The organism is Microlunatus sp. YIM B11417, assembly GCF_059617205.1.
In genome coordinates this window covers 534423-559456 of record NZ_JCAMPJ010000003.1, presented here as the reverse complement: position 1 = coordinate 559456, position 25034 = coordinate 534423, and the positions used below count along the sequence as shown (strand labels likewise).

At 71.1% G+C, this 25034-nt stretch carries 22 protein-coding genes and 1 pseudogene; 10 read left to right on the top strand and 13 right to left on the bottom strand.

Translation table 11 applies throughout. The annotated features are described in order from the left end of the window. The 4 genes from AC6CCG_RS17745 to AC6CCG_RS17730 form a co-directional block, all read right to left on the bottom strand. Entirely contained in the window at window positions 1–231 is a 231-nt protein-coding gene (locus AC6CCG_RS17745) for a hypothetical protein (protein ID WP_377497896.1), read from the bottom strand. Continuing rightward, window positions 231–656, bottom strand: a complete 426-nt coding sequence (locus AC6CCG_RS17740) for a DUF948 domain-containing protein (protein ID WP_496655920.1) — start codon at window positions 654–656, stop codon at window positions 231–233. Before AC6CCG_RS17740 ends, AC6CCG_RS17745 begins: the two co-directional genes overlap by 1 nt. 117 nt (window positions 657–773) lie before the next feature. Beyond that, a complete protein-coding gene (locus AC6CCG_RS17735) occupies window positions 774–1529 on the bottom strand; it encodes an IclR family transcriptional regulator (protein WP_496655919.1) in 756 nt (251 codons plus the stop codon). 10 nt (window positions 1530–1539) lie between these two features. Further along, window positions 1540–3069 (bottom strand): APC family permease, encoded by a 1530-nt coding sequence (locus AC6CCG_RS17730; RefSeq protein ID WP_496655918.1) that lies wholly within the window; start codon window positions 3067–3069, stop codon window positions 1540–1542. A 184-nt stretch (window positions 3070–3253) separates the two neighbouring features. Between AC6CCG_RS17730 and AC6CCG_RS17725 the strand changes: the two genes are divergently transcribed. Genes AC6CCG_RS17725 through AC6CCG_RS17715 form a run of 3 tightly spaced genes read left to right on the top strand, consistent with a single transcriptional unit; the run spans window position 3254 to window position 6017 of the window. Continuing rightward, window positions 3254–4825: a flavin monoamine oxidase family protein gene (locus tag AC6CCG_RS17725; RefSeq protein ID WP_496655917.1), complete on the top strand. Its 1572-nt coding sequence runs from the start codon at window positions 3254–3256 to the stop codon at window positions 4823–4825. A gap of 23 nt (window positions 4826–4848) precedes the next feature. Then, entirely contained in the window at window positions 4849–5511 is a 663-nt protein-coding gene (locus AC6CCG_RS17720) for a Rid family hydrolase (protein WP_496655916.1), read from the top strand. Continuing rightward, window positions 5508–6017 carry a flavin reductase family protein gene (locus AC6CCG_RS17715; RefSeq protein ID WP_496655915.1) on the top strand — a complete coding sequence of 170 codons (510 nt, stop codon included), beginning with the start codon at window positions 5508–5510 and terminating at the stop codon, window positions 6015–6017. The genes AC6CCG_RS17720 and AC6CCG_RS17715 overlap by 4 nt, the downstream gene beginning before the upstream one ends. Before the next feature lie 67 nt (window positions 6018–6084). On the opposite strand, the gene AC6CCG_RS17710 is transcribed toward AC6CCG_RS17715, so the two are convergent. Further along, window positions 6085–6939: a helix-turn-helix transcriptional regulator gene (locus AC6CCG_RS17710; protein ID WP_496655914.1), complete on the bottom strand. Its 855-nt coding sequence runs from the start codon at window positions 6937–6939 to the stop codon at window positions 6085–6087. 120 nt (window positions 6940–7059) lie between these two features. On the opposite strand from AC6CCG_RS17710, the gene AC6CCG_RS17705 reads away from it, so the two are divergent. Continuing rightward, window positions 7060–7815 carry an SDR family oxidoreductase gene (locus tag AC6CCG_RS17705; RefSeq protein WP_496655913.1) on the top strand — a complete coding sequence of 252 codons (756 nt, stop codon included), beginning with the start codon at window positions 7060–7062 and terminating at the stop codon, window positions 7813–7815. An 18-nt stretch (window positions 7816–7833) separates the two neighbouring features. On the opposite strand, the gene AC6CCG_RS17700 is transcribed toward AC6CCG_RS17705, so the two are convergent. Both AC6CCG_RS17700 and AC6CCG_RS17695 read right to left on the bottom strand, forming a co-directional pair. Beyond that, a complete protein-coding gene (locus AC6CCG_RS17700; RefSeq protein WP_496655912.1) occupies window positions 7834–9153 on the bottom strand; it encodes an ABC transporter substrate-binding protein in 1320 nt (439 codons plus the stop codon). A gap of 254 nt (window positions 9154–9407) precedes the next feature. Continuing rightward, complete coding sequence (locus tag AC6CCG_RS17695; protein WP_496655911.1) at window positions 9408–10799, bottom strand: replication-associated recombination protein A; 1392 nt, start codon at window positions 10797–10799, stop codon at window positions 9408–9410. Between the two features lie 103 nt (window positions 10800–10902). Between AC6CCG_RS17695 and AC6CCG_RS17690 the strand changes: the two genes are divergently transcribed. Further along, window positions 10903–11376 carry a GbsR/MarR family transcriptional regulator gene (locus AC6CCG_RS17690; protein ID WP_496655910.1) on the top strand — a complete coding sequence of 158 codons (474 nt, stop codon included), beginning with the start codon at window positions 10903–10905 and terminating at the stop codon, window positions 11374–11376. Continuing rightward, the gene (locus tag AC6CCG_RS17685) at window positions 11346–12239 is read left to right on the top strand and encodes an alpha/beta fold hydrolase (RefSeq protein ID WP_496655909.1); all 894 of its coding nucleotides are present in this window, start codon (window positions 11346–11348) and stop codon (window positions 12237–12239) included. The genes AC6CCG_RS17690 and AC6CCG_RS17685 overlap by 31 nt, the downstream gene beginning before the upstream one ends. On the opposite strand, the gene AC6CCG_RS17680 is transcribed toward AC6CCG_RS17685, so the two are convergent. Beyond that, window positions 12211–12924, bottom strand: coding sequence for a hypothetical protein (locus tag AC6CCG_RS17680; protein ID WP_496655908.1), 714 nt, complete (start codon window positions 12922–12924; stop codon window positions 12211–12213). The genes AC6CCG_RS17685 and AC6CCG_RS17680 overlap by 29 nt on opposite strands. A gap of 142 nt (window positions 12925–13066) precedes the next feature. Between AC6CCG_RS17680 and AC6CCG_RS17675 the strand changes: the two genes are divergently transcribed. After that, window positions 13067–14215, top strand: coding sequence for a DUF418 domain-containing protein (locus AC6CCG_RS17675; protein WP_496655907.1), 1149 nt, complete (start codon window positions 13067–13069; stop codon window positions 14213–14215). A gap of 44 nt (window positions 14216–14259) precedes the next feature. On the opposite strand, the gene aspS is transcribed toward AC6CCG_RS17675, so the two are convergent. Further along, entirely contained in the window at window positions 14260–16044 is a 1785-nt protein-coding gene (aspS, locus tag AC6CCG_RS17670) for an aspartate--tRNA ligase (protein ID WP_496655906.1), read from the bottom strand. A gap of 91 nt (window positions 16045–16135) precedes the next feature. Between aspS and AC6CCG_RS17665 the strand changes: the two genes are divergently transcribed. Together AC6CCG_RS17665 and AC6CCG_RS17660 are read left to right on the top strand one after the other, a co-directional pair. After that, complete coding sequence (locus tag AC6CCG_RS17665) at window positions 16136–16756, top strand: hypothetical protein (RefSeq protein WP_496655905.1); 621 nt, start codon at window positions 16136–16138, stop codon at window positions 16754–16756. Window positions 16757–16884: 128 nt separating this feature from the next. Continuing rightward, entirely contained in the window at window positions 16885–19197 is a 2313-nt protein-coding gene (locus tag AC6CCG_RS17660) for a discoidin domain-containing protein (protein ID WP_496655904.1), read from the top strand. A 57-nt stretch (window positions 19198–19254) separates the two neighbouring features. On the opposite strand, the gene AC6CCG_RS17655 is transcribed toward AC6CCG_RS17660, so the two are convergent. From AC6CCG_RS17655 to AC6CCG_RS17640, 4 genes are read right to left on the bottom strand one after another with little or no spacing between them, the layout of a single operon-like run. After that, complete coding sequence (locus AC6CCG_RS17655) at window positions 19255–20697, bottom strand: DUF2252 domain-containing protein (protein ID WP_496655903.1); 1443 nt, start codon at window positions 20695–20697, stop codon at window positions 19255–19257. Between the two features lie 38 nt (window positions 20698–20735). Further along, complete coding sequence (locus tag AC6CCG_RS17650; RefSeq protein WP_496655902.1) at window positions 20736–21692, bottom strand: SGNH/GDSL hydrolase family protein; 957 nt, start codon at window positions 21690–21692, stop codon at window positions 20736–20738. An 18-nt stretch (window positions 21693–21710) separates the two neighbouring features. Then, the gene (gene hisS / locus AC6CCG_RS17645) at window positions 21711–23042 is read right to left on the bottom strand and encodes a histidine--tRNA ligase (RefSeq protein ID WP_496655901.1); all 1332 of its coding nucleotides are present in this window, start codon (window positions 23040–23042) and stop codon (window positions 21711–21713) included. After that, the gene (locus AC6CCG_RS17640; RefSeq protein WP_496655900.1) at window positions 23039–23749 is read right to left on the bottom strand and encodes an MBL fold metallo-hydrolase; all 711 of its coding nucleotides are present in this window, start codon (window positions 23747–23749) and stop codon (window positions 23039–23041) included. Before AC6CCG_RS17640 ends, hisS begins: the two co-directional genes overlap by 4 nt. Here AC6CCG_RS17640 and AC6CCG_RS17635 point away from each other — a divergent pair. Further along, window positions 23742–25021 (top strand): annotated as a pseudogene (locus tag AC6CCG_RS17635) (DUF349 domain-containing protein). The gene AC6CCG_RS17640 and the pseudogene AC6CCG_RS17635 sit on opposite strands and share 8 nt — an antisense overlap. Window positions 25022–25034 lie beyond the last annotated feature (13 nt).

The following is a 25034-nucleotide window of genomic DNA, read 5'->3' as shown; positions in this document are numbered from 1 at the left end:
TCATTCCGGGTTGCGGCCGAGCGCGTCGTTGATCTCCGCTTCGCGCTCGACCATGGCAGCTCGGACCCGGTCGGCGAAGTCCTGGGCGCGTTCGGTGATCCCGGCGGCCGAATCCGCCACCCGGTTCCCGATCGCCTCCGGCGTCGCCTGCTGCAGGTAGTCCCTGATCTTGATCGCGACGAACGCAGCGACGCCGGCCCCGACCAGGAACCAGAACACTCGCTTGATCATCACTTCCTCCGTCGCGAGAACACGCCGCCGCTACCGCCCTTGGCTCGGGCCGGCGTCGGCGACTCACCACGGAACGCCTTGCGCACCCCGTACGTGAACGCCGCCGTCTTGACCAGAGGCCCGCCGAGCGTCGCCGAGAACAGGGTCGCCATCTGAGCGGCGTTCTCGCTGACCACGGTAGCGTGCTTGCTCACCTTGGCCACATCCTCCGTGACGAAGCTCAGCTTCTCCAATTCATTATTGGTCGCCCGCACGGTGCCCTGCAGTTCGGTCAGGATCGGCACCGATTCGTGGCCGATGTCGCGGACCGCGAGCCGCAACTCCTCGAGCACCCGGCCCAGCTTCAGCAGCGGCACGGCGAAGAGGATCACCAGGATGGCGAAGGCGATGGCCGCGATGAGACCGGCGATATCCCCCAGGGTCATGAAGCTCCTCAATCGGAAAGTGCAGTCAGCGGGGTACGGCCCCGTCGGGCCAGCACGACCTTATCGCGTCGCCACGAGCCCCGATACGCGCACGCGCCCGGAGGGTCCGGATGCGCTTCAGCCGGGCCAGCCGGACAGTCGGCGGGCACCGGCCAGCACCGGCTGGACCAGGTCCGGGGCGTCCGGGCTGAGCCGGCCGGTGCGGCCGGCGACGAGCAGGCAGCCGGTGACCCGGCCGGTCCCGGACCGGACCGCGGCGGCCAGGCCGACCCGGCCGACCACCGACTCCTCTCGGTCGACGGCCAGGCCGGAGCTGCGGACCTCGCCCAGGACGGCCAGCAGCCGGGACCAGTCGGTGATCGTGTACGGGGTGAAGCGGGCCAGCCGCTGGCCGGTCAGCAGCTCCGGCCGGTCCGCCAGCAGGATCTTCCCGACCGCGGACGCGTGCCAGGCCCGCAGCATCGGGTCGTCGGCGGTCACCTCGTGGTCCGGGTCCGGATCCGCCCAGGCGGGCTCGGCCCCGGCCAGACTGACCAGGTGCACGCCGTGCCGGATCCGGCGGCGCAGGTCCTCGGCCACCTCCTTGACGGTGGCAGGTCCGGGACTTGTGCGGTCCGGGCCGGGCTCGGCCAACTCGCGGGCGCGGCGGCCGAGGGCGAAGCCGGCCAGGTCGTCCACCCGGACCAGGTAGCCGTCGCCGACCAGCAGGTTCAGCAGCCGGTACGCGGTCGACCGGGGCAGCCGGCACCAGTCCGCGATCTCGCGGGCCGTGGTTCCCGGGCCGAGCCGGGCCACCGCCTCGAGCAGATGCAGCGCCTTCTGCACGGCTCGCGGTTCATGGCCCCCGATCGCCGGGGCTCTGGCGTCCCTCACCGTCGCCGGCCTACGACGGGCGCCGACCGGGATCCGGTCCGGGCAGGCCGCGGCCCGCCAGTGCCAGTTCCCCCGATGCGGTCCGGTGCACCGCCGCGCCGCCGGGCAACGCGTCGATCGACTCGTGGCGGTCGAAGGTGCCGACCCGCAGCCGCCGACCCGGCCGCAGTCGGGCGACCAGGCCGGCCCAGCCGGCACCGAGCACGAGCACCGCGCCGACGACGATCACCACCACGCCGTCGCCGCGCTGCGCGCTGCCGGACACGAGCACGGCCAGGATCACGACCAGCTCGAGGACGGCCAGCGCGGCCAGCACGATCACCCGCCGGGTCAGCTCGCCGAGCCGGCCGAGCAGCCGGACCGCCGCGACGACGGCCAGCAGGTAGGCCGCGAGCAGGCCGAACCGGAGCGAGACCGACAGCCAGTCGTACGGCGGCGAACCACGCCCGGCCAGCTGCAGCACGACCACCCCGGCGGCGATCGCCGCGCAGCCGAACAGGATCGCCCAGCCGGGCGTCTTGAACCGGGCCTGGACCCGGCCCAGCACCGACGGCCAGACCCGTTCCAGGCCGAGCGTGTAGACCAGCCGGGAGACCGCGTTGACGGAACCGAGCGCGGAGCCGAGCCAGGACGAGGCGAGGCCGAGGTGCAGCGCGATGACGATCGCGGCCGGCACGCCCTGCCCGGTGCCGAACAGGTAGGCGCTGACCAGGACGTCGCCGCGGCCGGCCAGCGTGGCCACCCCGGCGGCCAGCACCACCAGCCCGCACAGGGCCGGCGTCCAGCGCAGCGTGCGGGCCACCACCGTGGTCCCCCGCCGGGTCTCCGGGCCGAGGAAGGCCGCGCTCTCGAAGCCGGCCAGCGCGAACGCGGTGAACATGATCACGCGGTGCGTCTGTTCCGTCTCCAGCGGCGGCAGTACGTCGGGCAGCCGGACCACCGGCGGCGCCACCAGCAGCATGATCATGAAGACCAGTGCGGCCGCTTCGATGATCATCAGGCCGTACGTCGCGACCCGGACCCCGCGCCAGACCAGCCAGCCGACCCCGGCCACCGCGGTCAGCGCGACCAGCAGCAGCGGTGCCGTACCCCAGGGACGGCCGCCGATCACCGTGGCCAGGGCCGACAGCGCGAACGTCAGCTGGACCAGGCAGCTCGCGGCACTGCCCAGGTACTTGATCAACAAGCCGGCCGCGACCGCGCCGGCCGCTCGGCGGCCCAGACCCCGCGCCGTGTAGGAGTACAGACCGCCGGAGGCGGCCATCCGGGCCGACACCTGGGCCAGGCAGGCCGCGATCAGGCAGAGCCCGATGATCACCGCGACCGCGATCAGCAGGGCGGAGACCGGATCGCCGGCCCGCGCGATCAACGCCGCGAAGATCACCATCGACGCGGCCGGCGCGGTCGTGGACACCGCCTGGGCCAGGACCGACCAGCCGGTCAGCTGCCGCCTGCCGAGCGGGCGATGCGGCGACAGCACCGGCTGATCATGCTCGGCGGCGTGGAAGGACCGCTCGATCGCCTCTCCCAACGCCGACACGTTCCGACGCTAACTCCGGCGTGTTTCGGCGGCGTCACGATCATGGATCGAACGACCTTCGCGGAGTGGGACGGCGGCCCTGGACCGGTCCTGGTCGGAACCTCCGGACCGCAACGCGGCCGACCCGGCTCCGACGCATCCGCTCAGCAGACTCGGCGGCATCCCCTCTTCGACAGGAGCCCCGATGGCCACGACTCGTCGATCCTTCATCCAGCGCCTGGGCGCCGCCGGCGGCGCCGGGCTCGCGTACAGCGCCCTGGCCAGCCTCGAGCTGGCGCCCACCGCTGCCGCCGATGCGTTCCAGCCGCTGACCCCGCGCGACCGGCCCGGCCCCGGCCACCGGTCGGTGGTCGTCCTCGGCGGCGGGCCGGCCGGCCTCTGCTCGGCGTACGAACTCCGCAAGGCGGGCTACCGGGTGACCCTGCTGGAGGCCCGGCAGCGGCCCGGCGGCCGGGTCTGGTCGGCCCGCGGCGGCACGGTCGAGACCGACCTGCGTGGCGAGACGCAGGAGTGCCGGTTCAGCGACGGGCACTATCTCAACGTCGGCGCCACCCGGATCCCGCAGGAGCACCTGACCCTCGACTACGCCCGGGAGCTGGGCGTGCCGATCATCCCGTTCGGCAACCAGAACGCCAACACCTATGTCCGCTACGCCGGCCCGACCTCACTGAACAACAAGCCGATCCGCTACCGGCAGGCCAAGGCCGACCTGCTCGGGTACGTCAGCGAGCTGCTCGCCAAGGCGGCCCAGCGCGGCAGCCTGGACGACACGCTGAGCACCGAGGACAAGGACCGGCTGGCCGAGTTCCTGAGCAGCTACGGCGATCTGTCGTCCGACGGCCGCTATCTCGGCAGCGACCGCCGCGGCTACGTCACCGAGCCCGGAGCCGGCACGGAGTTCGGCGAGGTCGGCGACCCGGCATCGCTGTCCGAGACGGTACGCAGCGGGATCGGGCGCAACTTCGCCTTCGACTTCGGCTACGACCAGGCGATGCAGATGCTGACCGTGGCCGGCGGCATGGACCAGTTGCACCGCGCCTTCGCCCGGGCGCTCGGCCGGGACGTGATCACCTACGGCGCCGAGGTGATCTCCTGCAAGAACACGCCGCACGGGGTCACCGTCGAGTACAAGATCGACAAGCGGGTCCGCCGGATCGAGGCCGACTACGTGATCTGCACGATTCCGCCGCACCTGGTGCCGCGGCTGCAGCACAACCTGTCGCCCACGGTCGTGTCCGCGTTGAAGACGCCGGTCCCGGTGTCGTCGGGCAAGCTCGGCATCGAGTACAAGCGGCGCTGGTGGGAGCTGGAGGACCGGATCTACGGCGGCGCGTCCAACACGGATCTGGACATCGCCCAGATCATGTACCCGAGCGACAACCTGCACGCCAAGCGCGGCGTCGTCGTCGGTTACTACTCCACCGGCACCCGGCACGAACGCTTCGACGTCCTGAACCACGCCGGCCGGGTCGCCAAGGCGCTCGACGAGGGTGCCCAGGTCCATGGCGAGAAGTACCGCAAGGGCATCGCCGCCACCTTCTCCGGTGCCTGGAAGCAGACCCGCTACTCCGAGGGCGCCTGGATCAGCTGGCCCGGCGGCGCCGAGGAGTCGGCCGCCTACCGCACCCTGCTGGAACCGGCCGGCCGGATCTACTTCGCCGGTGATCACCTGTCCAACGCGATCGCCTGGCAGCACGGTGCCTTCGTGTCCGCCCGTGCCGTCGTCGGGCGGCTCAACGAGCGCGCCCACCGCTGATCCCTCGAGAGGAACCCCCTGTCATGATCAAGAACCGTCGCAGCCCACTGCAGAGCGTGATCATCGTCTCCGTCTGCGCGGCCGTCGCGGCCCTGGCCGGCAGCTCGACCGCCGTCGCCCAGCCCGGCCGTGATCACCGCGTCCCCTACACCCGGCATGTCGAGCCGGGCAACGCCAACCCCATGATCGCGACCGGCGTCACGCTGGAGTCCCGGGCGCGGAACTACAAGTCCAGCGGGCTCGGGCCGGCGGCACTCAACCCGGGCGGCGCACCCGGGACGCCGGCCGCCTACGTCGACGCCGGGCAGTTCCCGGGCGGCGTGCTGACCGGCGGCGTGACGATCACCGAGGCCCAGGGCATGAACGCGCTCCGGCAGATCGAGGCGAACCTCAAGGCCCGCGGCCTGAAGCTCAGCGACGTCACGACGATGCGGGTGTTCCTGGACAACCCGCCGGGCGCCGGCCGGGCCGACTACGCGGGCTGGAACCGGGCCTACCGGCAGTTCTTCGCCAACACCGACCTGCGGACCGGGAAGCCGATCAAGGTGCCGCTGGGCACGGCCGAGCCGGCCGAACCCCTGGTGATCAACCCGGCCCGGCCGAGCCGGTTCGCGCTCGAGATCGCCTCGCTGCCGGTCGAGGGCTGGCTGGTCGAGGTCGAGGTCGACGCCGTCTACCCGCGATGATCGTGGATCCTTTCGATCAGCGGGCGTACCGGTCGGCCCTCGGCCGGTACGCCTCCGGGCTGACCGTGATCACCTGCCGCACCGGAGACCGGCTGGCCGGGATGACCTGCCAGTCGTTCGGCAGCGTCTCCCTCGACCCGCCGTTGATCTCGGTCTGCCTCCGTACCGGCGCCGCCACGACGACCGTGATCGAGGACGCCGGCTCGTTCTGCGTCAACGTCCTGGCCCATGATCAACAGTGGTTGTCCGACCGGTTCGGGCGGCCCCACTCGGACCGCTGGCTAGGCCTGCCCTGGACGCCCAGCGGGGCCGGGCACCCGGAACTGCCCGGCTGCCTGCTCTGGCTCGACTGCGCGGTCTCGGCCAGGGTGCCGGCCGGTGATCACGTGATCATGATCGGTTCCGTCGACCGGCTCCGGCTTGGCGATCCGGCGGCCGGTCCGCTGCTCTACTACGGCGGCGACTATCGCGGGCTCGGCGGGCCCGCGCTGCGACTGGCCGGCTGACCGCGGGCATCGTTCCCCGAGCATGTCGAAGGGCCAAGCCCGATGACCCCAAGGCCCTTCGGCAGGCTCAGGGCACGATCTTCTGGCCCGAGCCTTCGACAGGCTGGCTGGCGGCCCAGCTGGCCAGCAGCCGGAGCCGTTCCTCGGTCGGCGAGCCGGCAGCCGCCGTGTACATGGCGAGGGTGAGGTCCGGGTCGCCGGACGGCCGGAGCGACTCGTAGGCCAGGTCGAGTTCGCCGACCACCGGATGGTTGATCAACTTCGCCCCGTACGTCTTCTCCAGCACGGTGTGCTCCGCCCAGAGGGTACGGAAGGTGTCGTCCTTCATCGACAGCTCGCCGATCAGGGCGGCCAGCTCGGCGTCGTCGGGATAGCGGCCGGCGTCCAGGCGCAGGAAGGCGACCATGTCGGCGGCGACGGACGGCCAGTCCCGGTAGAACAGGCGGGCCTCCGGGCGCAGGAACGTGTGCCGGGCCGAGTTGCGCTCGGCCGGCGGCATGCCGGAGAAGTCGTACACGGCGTCGGCCAGCGGATTCCAGGCGAGGATCTCGGAGCGCCGGCCCATCACGAACGCCGGGACGTCGCCGGCCATCTCCAGCAGCCGGCTCAGCCCGGGCCGGACCCGCTGGGTGGCGGCCGGCCGGCGCCGGCGGGCCGGGCGGACCAGGTTGCGCAGGTGCGTCCGCTCGGTCTCGTCCAGCCGCAGCACCCGCGCGACCGCGTCCAGCACCGCGTCGGAGACGGCCGGGGTGCGGCCCTGCTCCAGCCGCACGTAGTAGTCGACGCTCACGCCCGCGAGCAGCGCCAGCTCCTCCCGGCGCAGGCCGGCGACGCGGCGCCGGCCGCCACCCGGCAGCCCGACGTCCTCCGGCCGGACCCGGGCCCGCCGGCTGCGCAGGAACTCGCCGAGGTCATGGGACACGCCTCCCAGTATGGCCACGTCGCGCCGCCGGACGCTGGGTACTGCCAGGACCAGGATCGGCAGACCGAGGGTCGAACGGAGCCTCCGGTCCGGCACCGGAACGCGACCACAGTGGTCGGCATGACCAACACCTATGAACTGAACGGGCGGGTCGCCGTCGTCACCGGCGCCGCCAGCGGCATCGGCACCGAGATCGCCCGCACCCTGGCCCGGTCCGGTGCCCGGGTCGTCCTGCTCTCCCGCCGCGCCGACCGGCTCGAGGAACTCGCGGCCAAGCTGACCGCCGACGGCGGCCAGGCCCTGGCGATCGCCGCCGATGTGTCCGGCGATCTGACCGCGGTCGTCGATGCCGTTCACGACGCGTACGGCCGGGTCGATCTCGTGATCAACAACGCCGGCGTGATGCTGGCCAACCCGTTCACCGAGGGCCGGGTGGACGAGTGGCGGCGGATGATCGACACGAATCTGACCGGCCTGCTCAACGTCACCCGGGCCTTCACGGCCGACCTGGTGGCCGCCGGCCGGGACGGCGCCGCCGACCTGATCAACGTCTCCTCGATCGGCGCCCATCTGACCTTCCCCAACTACGCCGTCTACACCGCGACCAAGGCGGCGGTCACCCATCTGTCGGCGAACCTGCGGACCGAGTTCGGGCCGCTGGGCATCAGGGTCACCAACGTCGAGCCGGGCCTGGTCGCGACCGAACTCGGTGATCACATGGACAACCCGGCGGTGGACGCCCACCTCGCCGCCTGGCGGGCGGAGGTGCCGCCGCTCAGCCCGGCCGACATCGCCGACGTCGTCGGCTTCGCCGCCAGTCGCCCCAAGCAGGTCAACCTCCGCCAGTTGATGGTGATGCCGACCGTCCAGGTCTGAACCCGGCCGGCGTCGCGCTCACCTGCGGAGCGCGGCGGTGGCATCCCGGACCAGCTGCTGGGCGGCTTCCCGGGGTGCCACCCGGCCGAACATCACTTCGGCGTCGATCGCCTCGACCGCGTCCGTCACGGCCGTCGTACCGGCGGGCGCCGGCCGCGTCTCCACCAGGTCCTCCTGGGTGAGGTCGCGAATGTACTCCACCGACCGTTGATCATCCGGTCCGAGGGAGTCGAAGATCCCGTCCACCACGGCGGTGCTGATCGGCACCCCGCGGGTCGGGCCGACGGCCAGGTTGGCCTCGACGCTGTTGATCATGAAGTTCAGCAGGTCCAGCGCACCGTCCCGGTTCGGGGCCTTGGCCCCGATCGACCAGTACATGGCGACCCCGATCTGCATGCCCCGCCGGACGCCCTGAGTCTCGCCCGGGAAGCGGTTCAGCTGCAGGTCACCGTCCACGGAATCGTTGTAGGCCTTCAGATTGTTGGTGGGGATCATCTGCGCGGCGACCAGTCCCGCCGCGAGCGGCGACTGCGCGGACCCGCCGCCGACAGATTCGATGAACCCGGCGGGCGGCAGGCCGCCCTTCGCACGCTGCTCGACCGACGTGGCCCACCATTCCGTCAGGCTCTCCTCGCTGCCGCCGAAGTCGCCGTCGGGGGTGTACAGGTCCTCGCCCCGCTGACGCAGGAAGATGGCCAGTGCATCGGTCTCGCTGAACGGAAGGTTCACTCCGTACAGCTCCTTGCCGTCACGAGCCTTGGCGGCCTTCGTGACGGCCTGGCTGAACGACCACAGGTCCTCCCAGGACCAGGCGTCGCCGTCCGGGATCTCGACCTCGTACCGATCCGTCACCGCGGTGTTGATCACGATGCCGGAGGCGTTCAGGCCGGCCGGGATCCCGAACAGGCGATCACCGAACCTGGCGAACGGAAGCTCCGGCGGGACGTCGTCGAGCTTGATCACGTCCAGGTGCTGGTTCAGGTCCAGCAGTGCGCCACGGTCGACGTACTCGCTGATGCCGTCGCCGCGCTGGTTGCAGAGATCGGGTACGTCCCCGGCCGCGAAGCGGGTCGCCATCTTGTCCTGGTACGGGCCGCTGTCCTGGTACTCGGTCCTGATCGTGACCTCCGGATGGGCCTTCCGGTAGAGGTCGAGCATCGCCTCGGTCAGCTTGGCCCGACTGGCATCGCCCCACCAGATCATGTTGATCGTCGACGCCGCATCGGAACCACCGCCGCCGACACCGAACCGATTGCATCCCGCCAACGCGGCTGCCGCCGCACCCAGGCCCAGCCCGAGCACGGCCCGGCGACCGGCACTCACCCCAGCCAACTCCATCACGACCCCTTCGCCTCGTTGCGACGTCGCGCCCTGGTCTGTGCCCAGGGCTCGGAAACCGCTTTCTGATCTTCCGGAGTTTCACACCACCGGATCGACGGCGTCAAGAATCGGGACCTCCGTGGTATTTGCAGCAAGCCGAGCGCCCTGGGCGTGACTCGACCGCGGGACGCTCACGGAACCGATTGCCGGGCTCGGCCCGGGCGGGCGAGGACCGCTCACCCTGCCGAGAAGGCCCAGGGACCGCCGCCGGCTCAGGACTGGTCGCGGCCCTTCAGCAATCCGGTGATCTTGGCCAGCCGGTCGGCCACCTGAGCCTCGTACCCGTGATTGGTCGGCTGGTAGTACTCGGCGTCGGTGAGCTCGTCCGGCAGGTACTGCTGGGCGGCGATGCCGTGCGGCGCGTCGTGCGCGTACTTGTACCCCTCGCCGTGGCCGTACTTCTTGGCCCCCGCGTAGTGGGCATCCCTCAGGTGCGGCGGGACCAGCCCGATCCGGCCCTCCCGGACGTCCGCCTGGGCCGCGCCGATGGCCAGCACGACGGCGTTGGACTTCGGCGCCAGCGCGCAGTGGATCACGGCATGGGCCAGCGTGATCGCGGCTTCCGGGAAGCCGATCAACTGGACCGTCTGGGCGGCCGCGGTGGCCAGCGGCAGAGCGGTCGGGTCGGCCATCCCGATGTCCTCGGAGGCCAGGATCATGATCCGCCGGGCGATGAACCGGGGATCCTCGCCGGCCTCGATCATCCGGGCCAGGTAGTGCAGCGAGGCGTTGACGTCGGAGCCGCGCATCGACTTGATGAACGCGCTGATCACGTCGTAGTGCTGATCGCCGTCGCGGTCGTACCGCACGGCCGCCTTGTCCACGGCGCGTTCCACGGTCTCGGTGGTGATCGTCGCGCTGTCCACGGCGGTGGCACCGGCCGCCGATTCCTCCAGGTACGTCAGCGCCCGCCGGGCGTCGCCGCCGGCCAGCCGGAGCAGGGTCGACCGGGCCTCGTCGTCGAGCTCGTACGTCTCGCCGTCGGGGGTCCGCAGCCCGCGCTCGTCGGTGAGGGCCCGGGTCAACAGGCCGGACAGGTCGTCGTCGGTCAGCGGCCGCAGGGTGAGCAGCAGCGACCGGGACAGCAGCGGCGAGATCACCGAGAAGCTCGGGTTCTCCGTGGTGGCGGCGATCAGCGTCACCAGCCGGTTCTCCACAGCCGGCAGCAGCACGTCCTGCTGGGCTTTCGAGAACCGGTGCACCTCGTCGACGAAGAGCACGGTCTGCCGGCCGTGCCGCAGCTCGCTGCGGGCCTGGTCCAGCACCGCCCGGACGTCCTTGACCCCGGCCGTGACCGCGGAGATCTCGACGAACCGGCGGTCCGTCTGCCGCGACACCACACTCGCGATCGTCGTCTTGCCGACCCCGGGCGGGCCCCAGAGGAACACCGACATCGGCTCGCCGGAGGCCAGCCGGCGCAGCGGCGACCCCGGCGCCAGCAGGTGCCCCTGGCCGACGATGTCCTCCAGGGTGCGCGGGCGCATCCGTACCGCCAGTGGCGTGCCGGCATGATCGGTGTCGCCGAGGCTGCCGCCGGTGGTCGCCTGGCCGCTCCGGCCCGACCGCGGCTCCGGCACCGGGTCGCCGAACAGGTCCTCACTCACGCACACACCTCATCACACGGGTCCGACGTTCGCCCGCCGACCTCGGATCGCGCACATTGCAGTCATTGCAGTGCTGACTGCAATGACTGGTACGGTGGTCGGCATGGACGCCCCGACCGAGGCCGAGCTCGACTTCACCGACGCCGTCGCGGCGTTCTTCGCCCGCGAGGGCATGCCGCTGATCCCGGGCCGGGTGATCGGCTGGCTGTTGATCAGCGACCCACCCGAGCAGACCTCGGCCCGGCTCGCCGAAGTGCTCCAGGTCAGTCGCAGCTCGATCGGCACGGCGACCCGGATGCTCACCCCGAGCGGGCTCGTCGAAGGGATCCGCAAGCGCGGCGACCGGGAGGAGTACTTCCGGATCGCGGCCGACGGCTGGAGCCGGATGCTGGCCCGCCGCTACGGGTACGCGACGACGTTCCGCGACCTCCTCGGGCAGGGCCTGGAGGTCCTCCGGGACGCGCCGGCCGAACGCCGGGAGCGCCTGCAGAACGTCCATGCCCTGTACGGCTTCCTGGCCGACGAACTGCCCGCGCTGCTGCACCGGTGGGACAACCGGAACGGAGCGAAGCCATGATCGATGATCTTGATCTGGAGTACGAGACGCACGAGGTGATCTGCCCGGAGGGGCGACTGCGGGTGATCACCGCCGGCGACACCGGACCACCGGTGCTCCTGCTCAGTGGCGGCGGCACCGACAGCGCGACTCTCAGCTGGCGCCACCTGATCCCCGATCTGGCCGACTCGTTCCGGGTGTTCGCCCCGGACTGGCCGAAGCAGGGCCACAGCCGGCCCTGGCAGGGCATCGCCGACCATGATCGACTGGTCCGGTGCGTGACCGAGGTCCTTGATCATTTCGGACTGGACCAGGTCGCCCTGGTCGGGCTCTCGCAGGGCGGCGCGGTCACGCTCTCGTACGCGATCGACCACCCGGACCGGGTGACCAGGATCATCGCGCTGGCACCCGGCGGGATCATCGACTTCCCGCCGGGCCTGCACCAACTGCTCTGGCTGACCGCCAAGGTCCCGTTCCTCAACAAGACCCTGCCCAGCCTGATGGTCCGGGACCGGCGCGGCACCGCGGCGTTCGCACGCCGGGCCCTGTTCGCCGACCTGCCCGACGACTTCGACGCGATCGTCGACGAGATCATGGCCGAGGCGCGGGCCGGCTCCAGTTCGAGCGACTGGCAGAACGCCTCGATCGGCCCGTTCCAGATGCGGGTCGACCTGCGCCCGCGGCTGGCCGAGATCCGGTGCCCGACCCTGTTCCTCCAGGGCGACTCCGACGTCGGCATCCAGCCGCGCTTCACCGTCGCGGCCGCCCGCCTGGTGCCCGGCGCCCGGCTGGAGGTCCTGCCACGCACCGGTCACTGGATCACCCGCCAGTCCCCCGCACTGATCAACCCGATGATCAAGGACTTCCTCGGCCCAGCCGCGTGACCGCCGCGACGCTGATCAGCAGGAGGCCAAGCTGGTAGGTCAACCGGACCTGCAGCCGGTGCCACGTTCCCGCACCTTCGACCCAGCCGACCATGCCGGCGCCGACGAGCAGCATGGATCCGGCGAACACCGCGACTCCGATCCCGGACCAGGCGTCCACGGCGAGCGAGGCGCCGGCCGTGGCGACGAGAAGCAACAGGTAGCCGCCTGCGACAGCCCGGAAGGTCGGTCCGAGGCCGCCCCACATCAAGCAGAACAGCAGGATCGCCGCGACCACGTACAGGAACGCGACGACCGCCCGCCACCGCCGGTGGCCACCGACCGAGGCCCGCAGCGCCGCGACCGCACCGCTGCGCAGATACAGCAGGAGAAGAAGGCACTGCGCGAGGACGAACGCCGCCACACTGAACAGCAGCCCGGTCTCGTTCAGTCCGATCCTGCGCGGATTCCCCAAGAAGTCGCCGGCGGCACAGCAGAGCAGGGCCAGGACCAGGAGCCTCGGTCCGCCCGAGCGCCAGGCCCAGGCGGCGAGGAGCGGCGCCGCGATCGTCACGGCGATCAGGTCGGCCAGCGATGGGACCGGCGCGACGACGAAGATCAGTTGCGCCACCGCGGCCAGCCCGAATCCGATCAGCCAGAGACTCTTGATCAGGTCGGCGGGAAACCGCCCGCGGCGTGCATCCATCCCGCCGACGCTACGAGCCGGTACCTATCGTCGGCGTATCTCCTCACTCACTGAGCCGAACAGTTTTTTATCCCAACTGTGCTACGTTTTATTTATCACAAGCGTGATGCATCCGTACGAACTTCGCAGAGGAGCCACCCCGATGGCACGGGTCGCCGGACTTGATCTTGCTCGAGGGATCGCCATCCTCGGCACGCTGGGCACCAACATCTGGTTGTTCAGTCATCCGGGCGGCATGCTCGGCGCCGTGTCGGGCCGAACCGATCCGGGAGTTCCGGCCTGGCAGCTCCCGGTCGAGGCGTTCCTCAAGCAACTCGCGAACGGCAAGTTCCTCGGCCTGCTCACGCTGATGTTCGGCATCGGGCTGGCGATCCAGTTCGAGTCGGCCCGGCGGCGCGGCAGGCCGTGGCCGCAGAGCTATCTCTGGCGGGCCGTCGTGCTGTTCCTGGACGGGATCGTGCACTTCCTCCTGGTGGTCGAGTTCGACGTCCTGATGGGTTATGCGGTGACCGGAGCCGTGGTGGCCGCGCTGCTGCTGACCTCTCCCGTCGCGCAGCGCCGCTGGATGGTCGCGACGGCCTCGATCCAGGTGATCGCGGTGGGGCTGATGACGGCCGGGCTGGCGGTCGGCGGCGAGACCGTGGGCGCCGCGATGCCGCTGCCGAGCCCGTACCAGCAAGGGAGTTGGTGGGACCTGGTGCTGTTCCGGCTCGACCACGTCACCGCGTTCCGGTTCGAGCCGGTCTTCATCCTCGGCTCCAGCATCGCCCTGTTCCTGCTCGGTGCCCGGCTCTGGCGGGCCGGCCTGTTCCGCGCGGACGGCGCCCGACTGCGGACCGCCCTGATCATCGTCGGAGCCGTGGCGCTCCCCCTCGATCTCGCCCTCGGCTCGACGGTGCCGGCCGCGTTCTTCCTGGTCCGCTACCTGATCGCCCCGCTGGTCTCGCTCGGCCTGCTGGCCCTGATCGCCACCGTCACGCTGGACCGGGAGCCCGGCTGGTGGGGTCGCCGACTGTCCGAGCTCGGCCGGGTCGCCCTGAGCGGGTACGTCACGCAGAACCTGATCGCCTCGGCCCTGTTCTACGGCTGGGGCCTCGGCCTGAACAGCCTCGACCCCGCCCTGCGCCTCCCGGTCACGGTGCTGGCCTGGGCCGCGATCAGTGCCACCATCCTCACCCTGGCCCACGTCTGGCTGCGCCGCTTCGACCGCGGCCCGCTGGAGTGGCTCTCCGCCACGATCGTCTCGGCACTCAACGGAACCCGGCACTCCTTGAGTCCCACTCGGACCTGATCCTGCAACGGTCCCCACCCAGGTCGTGGCTGAAGTCGACAGGTTCAGGACTGCTTGGCCGCCTCCGGCTTGGCGTCGACGCCGGCCTCCTTGCGCTGGGCCGGCGTGATCGGGGCCGGGGCGTCGGTGAGCGGGTCGACGCCGCCGCCGGACTTCGGGAACGCGATCACCTCGCGGATCGAGTCCGAGCCGGCCAGCAGGGCGACGATCCGGTCCCAGCCGAAGGCGATGCCGCCGTGCGGCGGGGCACCGAAGGCGAAGGCGTCGAGCAGGAAGCCGAACTTCTGCTGCGCCTCCTCCGGCTCGATCCCCATCACCTTGAAGACACGCTCCTGCACGTCGCGGCGATGGATACGGATCGAGCCGCCGCCGATCTCGTTGCCGTTGCAGACGATGTCGTACGCGTACGCCAGCGCCGAGCCCGGATCGGTGTCGAAGGTGTCCAGCGACTCCGGCTTGGGCGAGGTGAAGGCATGGTGCACGGCGGTCCAGGCACCGGAGCCGACCGCGACGTCACCGGCGGCGACGGCGTCCCCGGCCGGCTCGAACAGCGGCGCGTCGACCACCCAGACGAAGGACCAGGCGGACTCGTCGATGGCGCCGATCCGCTTTCCGATCTCCAGCCGGACGGCGCCGAGCAGCGCCTGCGAGGCCGACCGGCCGCCGGCCGCGAAGAAGACACAGTCGCCCGGCTCCGCGCCGGTGACCTTGGCCAGGCCCTCCCGCTCGGTCTCGGACAGGTTCTTCGCGACCGGGCCGCCGAGTTCGCCGTCCGCCCCGAACAACACGTACGCCAGCCCGCGGGCCCCGCGCTGCTTGGCGAACTCCTGCCAGGCGTCCAGCGTCCGCCGCGGCTGGTCCGCGCCGCCCTTCATGACGACGGCGCCGACGTAGTCGGCCTGGAAGACCCGGAACGGGGTCTCGGCGAAGTAGTCGGTCAGCTCGGTGATCTCGAGGTCGAACCGCAGGTCCGGCTTGTCGGTGCCGTACCGATTCATCGAGTCCCGGTAGGTGATCCGCGGGATCGGCGTGGTCACCTCGTGGCCGATCAGGCTCCAGATCTGGGTCAGCAGCCGCTCGCTCAGGGCGATCACGTCGTCCTGGTCGACGAAGCTCAGCTCGATGTCCAGCTGGGTGAACTCGGGCTGCCGGTCGGCCCGGAAGTCCTCGTCCCGGTAGCACCGGGCGATCTGGTAGTAGCGCTCCAGGCCGCCGACCATGAGCAGCTGCTTGAACAGCTGCGGGCTCTGCGGCAGGGCGTACCAGGAGCCGGGCCGGAGCCGGGCCGGGACCAGGAAGTCGCGCGCGCCCTCCGGCGTGGACCGGGTCAGCGTCGGGGTCTCCACCTCGACGAAGCCCTCGCCGGCCAGCACCGTGCGGGCGACCCGGTTGACCTCGCTGCGGAGGCGAATGGCGGCCGCCGGGGCGGGCCGGCGCAGGTCGAGGTAGCGGTACTTGAGCCGGGTCTCCTCGCCGACGTTGACCCGCTCGTCGATCTGGAACGGCAGCGGCGCGGCCGCGTTGAGCACCTCGAACTCGGCCGTGACGACCTCGATCTCGCCGGTCGGCAGGTCCGGGTTGGCGTTGCCCTCGGGCCGCCGGGCGACCTCACCGATGATCTTGATGCAGTACTCGTTGCGCAGGTCGTGGGCGCCGGAGGCGGCCAGGATCTCGTCCCGGACCACGACCTGGACGATCCCGCTCGCGTCCCGCAGGTCGAGGAAGGCGACCCCGCCGTGATCCCGGCGCCGGCCGACCCAGCCGGCCAGCGTGACCGTGGTTCCGGCGTGCTCGGCGCGCAGCGTCCCGGCGTCGTGCGTGCGAATCAACTCATCTGTCCCTTCATCGATCTGGCCCAGGCCCCGCCCGATCCTAGTGCTCGTTTCCCCGGGCTCCTAAGAATGGGTGACACTAGAACACATGGGTAGGACGCAGCTGAAGAGACGACCCCGTGGTTTCGCCGGCCTGCTCACCGCCGTCCTGGTGCTGATCGCCGGTTGCGCGTTCGTCGTCGTCGGCGCCCCGCCGGCCCATGCCTGCGAGTGCCGGCCGCCCACCCGGCCGCAGGCGGTGCAACGGGCCGACGTGATCATGTACGGGACGGTCCGCTCGGTCCGGCCGGTCTCCGACCCGGCCACCGGCCACGAGTTCACCATCGCCGTCCGGTACGTCTACAAGGGCACCGCCTACTCCGAGCAGATCGTGCAGACCCCCGATGCCGCGGCCTGCGGGTTCGTGCCGACGATCGGGTCCACGATGCTGATCTTCGCCACCGAGCGGCAGGAGCCCTCGGTCGAGCATGCGTACGAACTGGTCAGCACCCAGTGCGACGGCAGCATGCCGGCCAACAGCCCGCCGCGCGACCTCGGCACGCCGTTGGCGCCGCTCAGCGGATCCTCCGCCGACGTCGGCGCCGCAGAACGCACCGACGCGGCCATCGGCCGGACCCTCGGCACGGTCGCGCTGGTGATCCTCGGCATCGCGATCGTCGGCGGCGCCGCGCTGTTCTGGCTCTGGCGGCCCGGCCGCGCGCCGCGCTGACACCCCTCCGCCCGACCCCTTCGCCCAGTCCTGATCATGGACTGAACTGATCATGGAAAGCCCTTCCGCGCTCCGGCGATACATGGCACATTGTTCCATGTACTGGTCCATCGGGAGGCAGGGTCGCCATGACGAACCGGAGCACGGGAGCACCCACCTGGCTGCGCCAGCTGGGCTTCGCGGCAAGCATGATCGGCATCGGGGTCGGGATCGGCACCGTGGTCCAGCCCGGGTCGGCGCCGGATCCGGCCGCCGTGGTCCGGTTGCCCGGAGAAGCGCGGGCCGTCGGCGACCCGGACGACCCGCCGCCGGCGGGCGACGGACTGCCCGGTGATCGTCCGTCGCTGTCCGGTGGGGCGCTGTGGTATCCCTGGGCGCCCGGACCGGGCGAGCTCGGCGCGGTGCCGATGGCGTTCTCGGTGGATCACCTGATCAAGGACCGTACCGCCAAGAAGGTGATCGCGTCCTGGGGCCGCAATGAGGACTCCCCCACCGCGCCGCTGCTGAACACCCGCGCGGTCGGCGAGGACAACGGCCAGATCTTCACGCCGTACGAGGCGTTGCCGTCGACCTTCACCATGGTCGCCACCACCCGGCTGCGGGACGGCGCGATCCTGTCGGCGAGCTTCGTCCCGGTGCCGTCACCGGCCCCGAACCGGCTCGGGATCCCGATGGCGAAGTCGACCGACGTCGCGAAGAGCTGGACCACCTGGACCGCGCCGCTGATCGAGAACAAGTGGAAGCTCGGCTGGTACCGGGTGCACCGCGACCTGGTCGAACTGGCCGACGGCACCCTGCTGCTGGGCGGCTACGGCAAGGGCGTGATCGACGGCGTCGACAAGGAATACAGCGTGGTCTTCGAGTCCACCGACGGCGGGAAGACGTTCCGGCAGCGGTCCGCGGTGAACGCCGGCACCTCGTACTCGACGAACGAGCTCGGCTTCGGCCGGACCGCGGACGGGCGACTGATCGCGATGATGCGCGGTACCGAACCGAACCCGCGGCCGCCGGCGATGCCGCTCACCCAGGCGTTCTCCGACGACGACGGCAAGACCTGGACCGATGTGAAGCCGTACCAGCCGCCGGAGGGGATGCCGAACAACGGGATCATGCCGAAATTCCTGTTGCAGCCGAACGGCCAGCTGCTGATGACGTACGGGCGTCCGGACAACAACGTCGTCGTGTCGCTGGACGGCACCGGCCGGACCTGGGACACCGGCGAGACGCTCTACGCCCGCTACCCCGCCGACGAACCGCTGCGGCGCTGGTCCGGCAGCAGCGGCAACATGGATCTGGTCGCGCTGAACAACGGATCGTCGCTGGCGTTCGGCGACACCTGCCACAACATCTGGCTCTGCCGCGAGTACGGCCACGACAACAAGATCTGGACCCGCAAGGTGGACGCCCTCGGGCCGGGCGTCGGCAAACTTGATCTTGCCACCAAGGTCCGCGACAAGATCGTCACACTGACCGGCAACGTCGCGCCGGCCGATGATCGTTACCCGGAGCAGCGGCTGGCCGCGGTGGTCGACGGCAGTTCCGAGTACCGCTCCGCGGCCCGGTTCGACCGGCGCCAGGAGTTGATCATCGAGCTGGACCGGACGTACACCCTGAACCGGATCGGGCTGATGCTGGCCAAGGGCGAGCTGAACAGCGCCAAGGTGCAGGTCTCCACCGACGGCGAGACCTGGAGCGCGCCGATCCTGCGCACCGGCGACCGGACCGACTGGGCGATGCGCTACCAGGACCTCGACCCGGTCCGGGCGAAGTTCGTCAAGATCACCCGGGACAGCCGGGCGCCGCTGTCGGCGATCACCGAGCTCGAGCTGTACACCAGCCACCTGCTCACCTTCGAGAACGACGCGATCACCACCGTCCCGCGGACGATCAAGGACGCCCGCTACGCCCTGGTCGCCGACAAAGGCACCATTCCCGGCTACGACCACTCGAACGCGCGGATGGTGCTGATCGACGCCGACCAGGCGGCCCGGGCGACCGCGACGATCCCGGCCCAGGAACCGGCCGCGGGACTGCGCTTCGGCTTCGGCTTCGAGGGCTACGGCTACGGCTCCGGCGCGATCTGGGAGGTGCTCGGCCGGTCCGGCGACGGCGAGGAGAAGGTCGCGTACCGGCTGCTGCTGGCACCCGACTGGACCGCCAATGTGCTGACCGTGAAGGCCTGGAACGGCTCCGCCTGGGTCGAGGTAGGCCGCACCGGCAGCCCGGTGATCCCCAACAAGCAATGGATGGCGGTCGCCCTGGACAGCACTGCGGACGGCACCAAGATCGCGATCAACGGAGCCGTGCTCGGCACCGCGACCCAGCGCCTGGCCGACGTCGACACCCTGACCGGCCTCCGCGTCCAGACCGGCCTCAACCCCGAGGACGTGGGCAACATGGAGCACAGCTACGACGACATCCTGATCACCCCGCTCCGCTGATCCGACGCACGTTGTCGCAGAAGTCCCCCACTGCAGGGGACCTGCTCTTCGACAGGCTCAGGGCGCTTCGTTGTCCTCGGCGGTGGGGAGAACGCCGCGGCGGACGGCGCCGATCAGTTCCTCGTGGTCGGCCTCGACCTGGTCGGCGTAGCCGGCGGCGAAGCGGCAGAGGGCCTGGTCGAGCTTGTCGGAGGAGCCGACGTAGCCGGCGATCATGGAAGCGCCGCTGGTCCGGGCGTGGCCCTTGGCCAGCAGGTGGCCGACGATCCCGGCGTAGTCGGTGAGGGCGGCGGCGTCGATCGCATCCAGCGGGATGGTGCCCTTCATGTTGCGGAACTGGCGCACGTAGAACTGCAGGTCGCCGACGGAAGTCCAACCCAGCAAGGGATCGCTGACGGTCTGCAGGCTCTGCTGGTACTCGACCACCCGCTGGCCCTGGTGATCGTGCCAGGCCGAGTCGCCGTGGACGAACTTCGCCAGCACCGACCGGCGGGCCTGCTTCAGTTGCAGGAACACCACGTCGTCCGGGCTGCTGCCCTCCAGCAGGGCCACGTAGGCGCGCAGGCCGACACTGCCGACGCCGACCACCTTGTGCGCGATGTCGACCAGCGTGTAACCGCCGAGCGCCCGCTGCCAGTGCAGCGCCAGCGTGCCCAGGTACTGGTCCAGCGCCGCCCCCAGCGCGTCCGCCTCGTCCTTCGGCACCCGGGTGATCAGCGGCGGCTCCTCGACGATCCGGCGCCGGCCCTCCTGCTCCACCGTGAACCGCGGCAGCGCACGGTCGCTGGTCCGGTTGCGGGCCCGCTTGGCCGAGCGGTCGATCTCGTCCCGGAGCGTCTGTTCCGAGGCGGTCTCGTGCAGCCGCTCCACGTCGAGCCGGTTGTACGACCGCATCAGCAGCGGCTGGTCGGCCAGGAACCGCACCTCCGCCCGGTAGGCCGCGACGCACGCCGCCACCGAGTCGCGGCACTGGTCCTCCGACGAGCCGTTCTGCCGACCGGCCACCCAGATGCTCGCCACCAGCCGCCGCAGGTCCCATTCCCAGCTGCCCGGGTGTGCCTCGTCGAAGTCGTTCAGGTCGATCACCAGTTCGCCCTCGGGCGAGGCGTAGAAGCCGAAGTTGCCCAGGTGTGCGTCGCCGCAGATCACCGGCATGATCCCGGTCGCCGGCAGGTGCGCCACGTCCTCGGCCATGACGATCGCGCTGCCCCGCAGGTAGCCGTACGGGGACGCGGTCATCCGGGCCACCCGGATCGGGATCAGGTCCGGCAGCCGGCCCTCGTGCGACTCCAGGATCAGCGTCACCGGGTCCGGCCGGCCGTACGGCGCCCGCCACTCGCCGAGCGACTTCCGGGGCACCCGGTCCCGCAGCGCCTTGCCCATCCGGTACCGCTCCTCGCGCGAGGTCGGTCGCCTGCGCAACGAGAAGTACGCGTCGCTCTCGGCCGTGGCCAGCACGGTGTGGCCGTGACGTACGACCGGATCCCTGGGCAGCGCCATCACCCTCCTGTCTCCAGGCTCAGTATGGCGGTCACGGCCTACCCGCGGCGGGAGTCCAGGCCGACCAGGTGCCGGTTCCGGGCGCCCGCCCGCTGGCCGGCCAGCAGCCGCTCCCGTACCGCGTCGGGAACGTCGTGCCGGCGGGCCGCGCTCCGGGCGTCGTCGGAGTCCAGGTCGGGCACCCGGATCCGGCCGCGGTACGGGTCCGAGGCCACGCCGGGCACGCAGGTGACCCGGGACGGGACCGGCGACGGGCCCAGGTTCGGCAGCGAGGGCGCCACCGCGCCGGCGTAGGCCAGCTGCCCGGCCGCGGTCGGGTGGAAGGACTCGGCCTGGTCCAGCAGGTCGACGTTGTGGATCCACGGATCCTCGGTGCAGGTGGCGTGGCCGGCGAACGGCAGCCGGACGTCGACGAACGTCCAGCCGGCGGCCGCGGCCACCTCGGCCTGCCGGTCGGCGAGGTTGTCGGCGGCGTCGTTGAGCGCGTACATCTCGTCGGAGGTGAAGAAGGTCGCCAGGTGGCAGTCGGTCCCGGCGAACAGGTGCGGATAGCCGGCCAGCACCCGGTCGATCGAGCTGCCGAGTCGGCTCTCCACCAGGGTCAGCGTCGCGGCCAGCCGGGCCGGCAGCTGATCGGTGATGAACCGCAGCGCCTCCTCGATCACGGCGGCGCTGTCGCCCCACCACCACGGCCTTGCCGCCTCGGTCAGCACCCGGGCGAAGCCGGCGTCGTTGCCGCCGATCGTCAGTACGACCGCTGCCGGCTCCGCACCGGCCGGCAGCCCGGCCTGGGCGTTGGCCAACTGCCCCTCGATGTCGGAGGTCAGCGCGCCCTCGCAGGCCGCGATCAGCACGTCGGTCCGAAGGTCCCGGCCGATCACCGCGCCGTAGCAGTTGCGCGAGCGCAGGCAGTCGGTGCCGTCCTCGATGTAGTCGCCCGCACCGACTCCCGAGGAGTACGAGTCCCCGAGGATGATCAACACATCGGAAGCCATGATCAGGAGCCTAGCGGCTCATGATCGTTTGACGGTGGGCCGCAACTCCTCCTCGGCGGGTCGCCAGCTGTCCGGGTCGGCCGGACCTTGATCACCGGAACGTACGTCCTTGACCTCGCCGCCCTCCAGCCCACCGAACCACACGTACGGAATCCCGCGCCGGTCCGCGTGCCGGATCTGCTTGCCGAACTTGTCCGCCTTCGGCGCCACCTCGGTCGAGATGCCGCGGCGGCGCAGCCGTTCGGCGACGGCGATCGCGGTGTCCCGGGTCTCCTCGCTCTCGACGGCGACCAAGATCACCGTCGGCACCGAACGGGACGCGGTGATCTTGCCCTCGGCGAGCAGCGGGACCAACAGCCGGGTCACGCCGACCGACAGGCCGACGCCCGGGTAGCTGGTCCGGCCGTCGCTGGCCAGCGACTCGTACCGGCCGCCGGAGGAGATCGAGCCGAGGTTCGGGTAGCCGACCAGCTCGGTCTCGTAGACGGTGCCGGTGTAGTAGTCCAGGCCGCGGGCGATCTTGAGATCGGCGATCAACCGGCCCGGCACGTAACGGCTCGCGGCTCGGACCACCTCGGCCAGCCGCTCCACGCCGACCTCGAGTTGATCATGCTTGACGCCGAGCTCGGCGACCCGGTCGGCGAACGACTCGTCGGCGGTGTTGATCTCCGCCAGCCGGAGGCACAGGTCCGCCTGGGCGGCGGACAGCCCGGCCTCGCCGGTGAGCAGGTCGCGGACCGCGTCCGGGCCGATCTTGTCCAGCTTGTCGACGATCCGGAGCACGTCGGTCGGGTCCTCGATGTCCAGGCCAAGATAGAAGCCCTGGGCCAGCCGGCGATCACTGACCCGCATCAGCACGGGTGGCAGGCCAAGCTCGTCGTGCAGCCGCTCCAGGGCTTCCAGCGTCACCAGGGCGACCTCGACGTCGTGGTGCGCCGCCAGCTCGCCGGTGTCGACGATGTCGATGTCGGCCTGGGTGAACTCGCGATAGCGGCCCTCCTGCGGCCGCTCGCCGCGCCACACCTTCTGGATCTGGTAGCGGCGGAACGGGAACTGCAGGGTGTGCGCGTACTCGAGAACGTACCGGGCGAAGGGAACCGTCAGGTCGAAGTGCAGCCCGAGGTCGGTCTTGGCCTCCGGAGGCGCGGACAGCCGGCGGACCGCGTACACCTCCTTGTCGATCTCACCGCCCTTGGCCAGCCGGTCGATCGGCTCCACCGACCGGGTCTCGACGGAGCCGAACCCGTGCAGCTCGAACGTCTCCCGCAGCCGGTCCAGGACGAGTTGCTCGACGATCCGCTGGTCCGGGGTGAACTCGGGAAACCCGGACAACGGTTTGGGGCGGCTCACGTGTGTTCTCCTTGCTCCTTCTGCTGCAGCTGATCCGGCTGCAGGTACGGGTTCGCGGCGCGTTCCCGCGCCATCGTCGTCTGGGACCCGTGGCCGGGCAGCACCGCCGCGGAATCCGGCAGTCCGATCACCGTGGTCCGCAGCGTTTCCAGCATCCTGGTCGGGTTCCCGCGAGGCAAATCAGTTCTTCCGATCGAGCCGGCGAACAGGACGTCGCCACTGAAGACGACCTCGGTGAAGCCCTCGTCGTCGTACGGCAGCCGGAGCAGGGACGAGCCCGGCGTGTGGCCCGGCGCGGCGACGTGGGTGAACTCGAGCCCGGCCAGCGTCACCCGGTCCCCGTCGGCGAGAGTCTCCACCCGCTCCGGCTCGGCGAACTCGGTCTGATAGCCCGACTCGGCAAGCATCCGGTCAACCCCCGCCGGCATCGCCGCGAACGGGTCCGCCAGCAGGTCCCGGTCGGCGGTGTTGATCCAGCACGGCACCGCGAAGGCGTCGGCCAGCTCGGCGATCGCGTAGGTGTGGTCGAGGTGGCCGTGGCTGGCCACGACCGCGACCGGTCGCAGGTCGTGCTCGGCGACAACGGACCGGACGCCCTCGGCGGCGTCGACTCCCGGGTCGATGATGACGCACTCCGCGCCGGCCGCCGGCGCGACCAGATAGCAGTTGGCCTGCCAGGGACCGGCCGGGAAGGATGCGATCAACACATCCGCGACACTATCGGGCAGGATGGATCCATGAGCCCCGACGCTGACCCTGCTTCTTTCGGACGAGTCGACGCCGACGGCACCGTGTATGTCCGCACCGAGACCGGCGAACGCAGCGTCGGCCAGGTGCCCGACGTCGCCCCCGCCGAGGCGCTGCAGTTCTTCGTCCGCCGCTTCACCGCGCTCGAACTCGAGGTGTCCCTGCTGGAACGGCGGATCGCCTCGGGCGCGCTGTCCCCCGACGACGCCGCCGGGTCGATCAAGACCGTACGGACCGCGGTGACCGACGCCAACGCCGTCGGCGACCTGGACAGCCTGCTGACCCGGCTGAAGGCGCTGGAGCCGGTGCTGGACGAGCGACGCGCGGTACGCCGGGCAGAGAAGGCCAAGCAGCAGGACGAGGCGCGCGCCGCCAAGGAGAAGTGCGTGGCCGAGGCCGAGCGGCTGGCCGGCGGCAACGACTGGCGCGGCGGCGTGAACCGGTTCCGGTCCCTGCTGGACGAGTGGAAGAAGCTGCCCCGGCTTGACCGGACCACCGACGGCGAACTGTGGCACCGGTTCTCGTCCGCCCGGACCACCTACACGCGGCGGCGGAAGGCCCACTTCGCCGAGCAGGCCGAGCAGCGCGAGTCGGCCCGGGTGATCAAGGAGCGGCTGGTCAAGGCCGCCGAGGCGCTCGCCGACTCGACCGAGTGGGGCGACACGACCCGCGAACTGCGCGGCCTGATGACCGAGTGGAAGGCGGCCGGCCCGGCCCCGCGCGAGATCGACGACGCCCTCTGGAAGCAGTTCCGGGCGGCGCAGGACCAGTTCTTCGAGGCCAAGCAGGCGGCGTTCGCGGCGCAGGACAGCGAGTACCGGGAGAACCAGGTGAAGAAGGAGGAGCTGCTGGTCGAGGCCGAGCGGCTGGTCCCGATCACCGACCTGGCCAGCGCCCGGGCGAGCTACCGCGACATCCTCGACCGCTGGGCCGACATCGGCAAGGTGCCGCGGGAGGCGATGCGCTCCCTGGACGGGCGGCTGCGCGCCGTCGAATCCGCGATCCGGCAGGCCGAGGACGACAAGTGGCGCCGGACCAACCCGGAGACCAGGGCCCGCGCCGAAGACACCGCGGCCAAGCTGGAGGCGCAGATCAGCGAGCTGGAGGCCAAGGCCGCCAAGGCCGAGGCCCGCGGCGACGCCCGCGCCGCCCGCGACGCGGCCAACTCGGCCGAGACGTACCGGCAGTGGCTGGAGCAGGCCCGCCGCGCCGCCAGCGACTTCAGCGGTTGATCCTGGTCGCGCG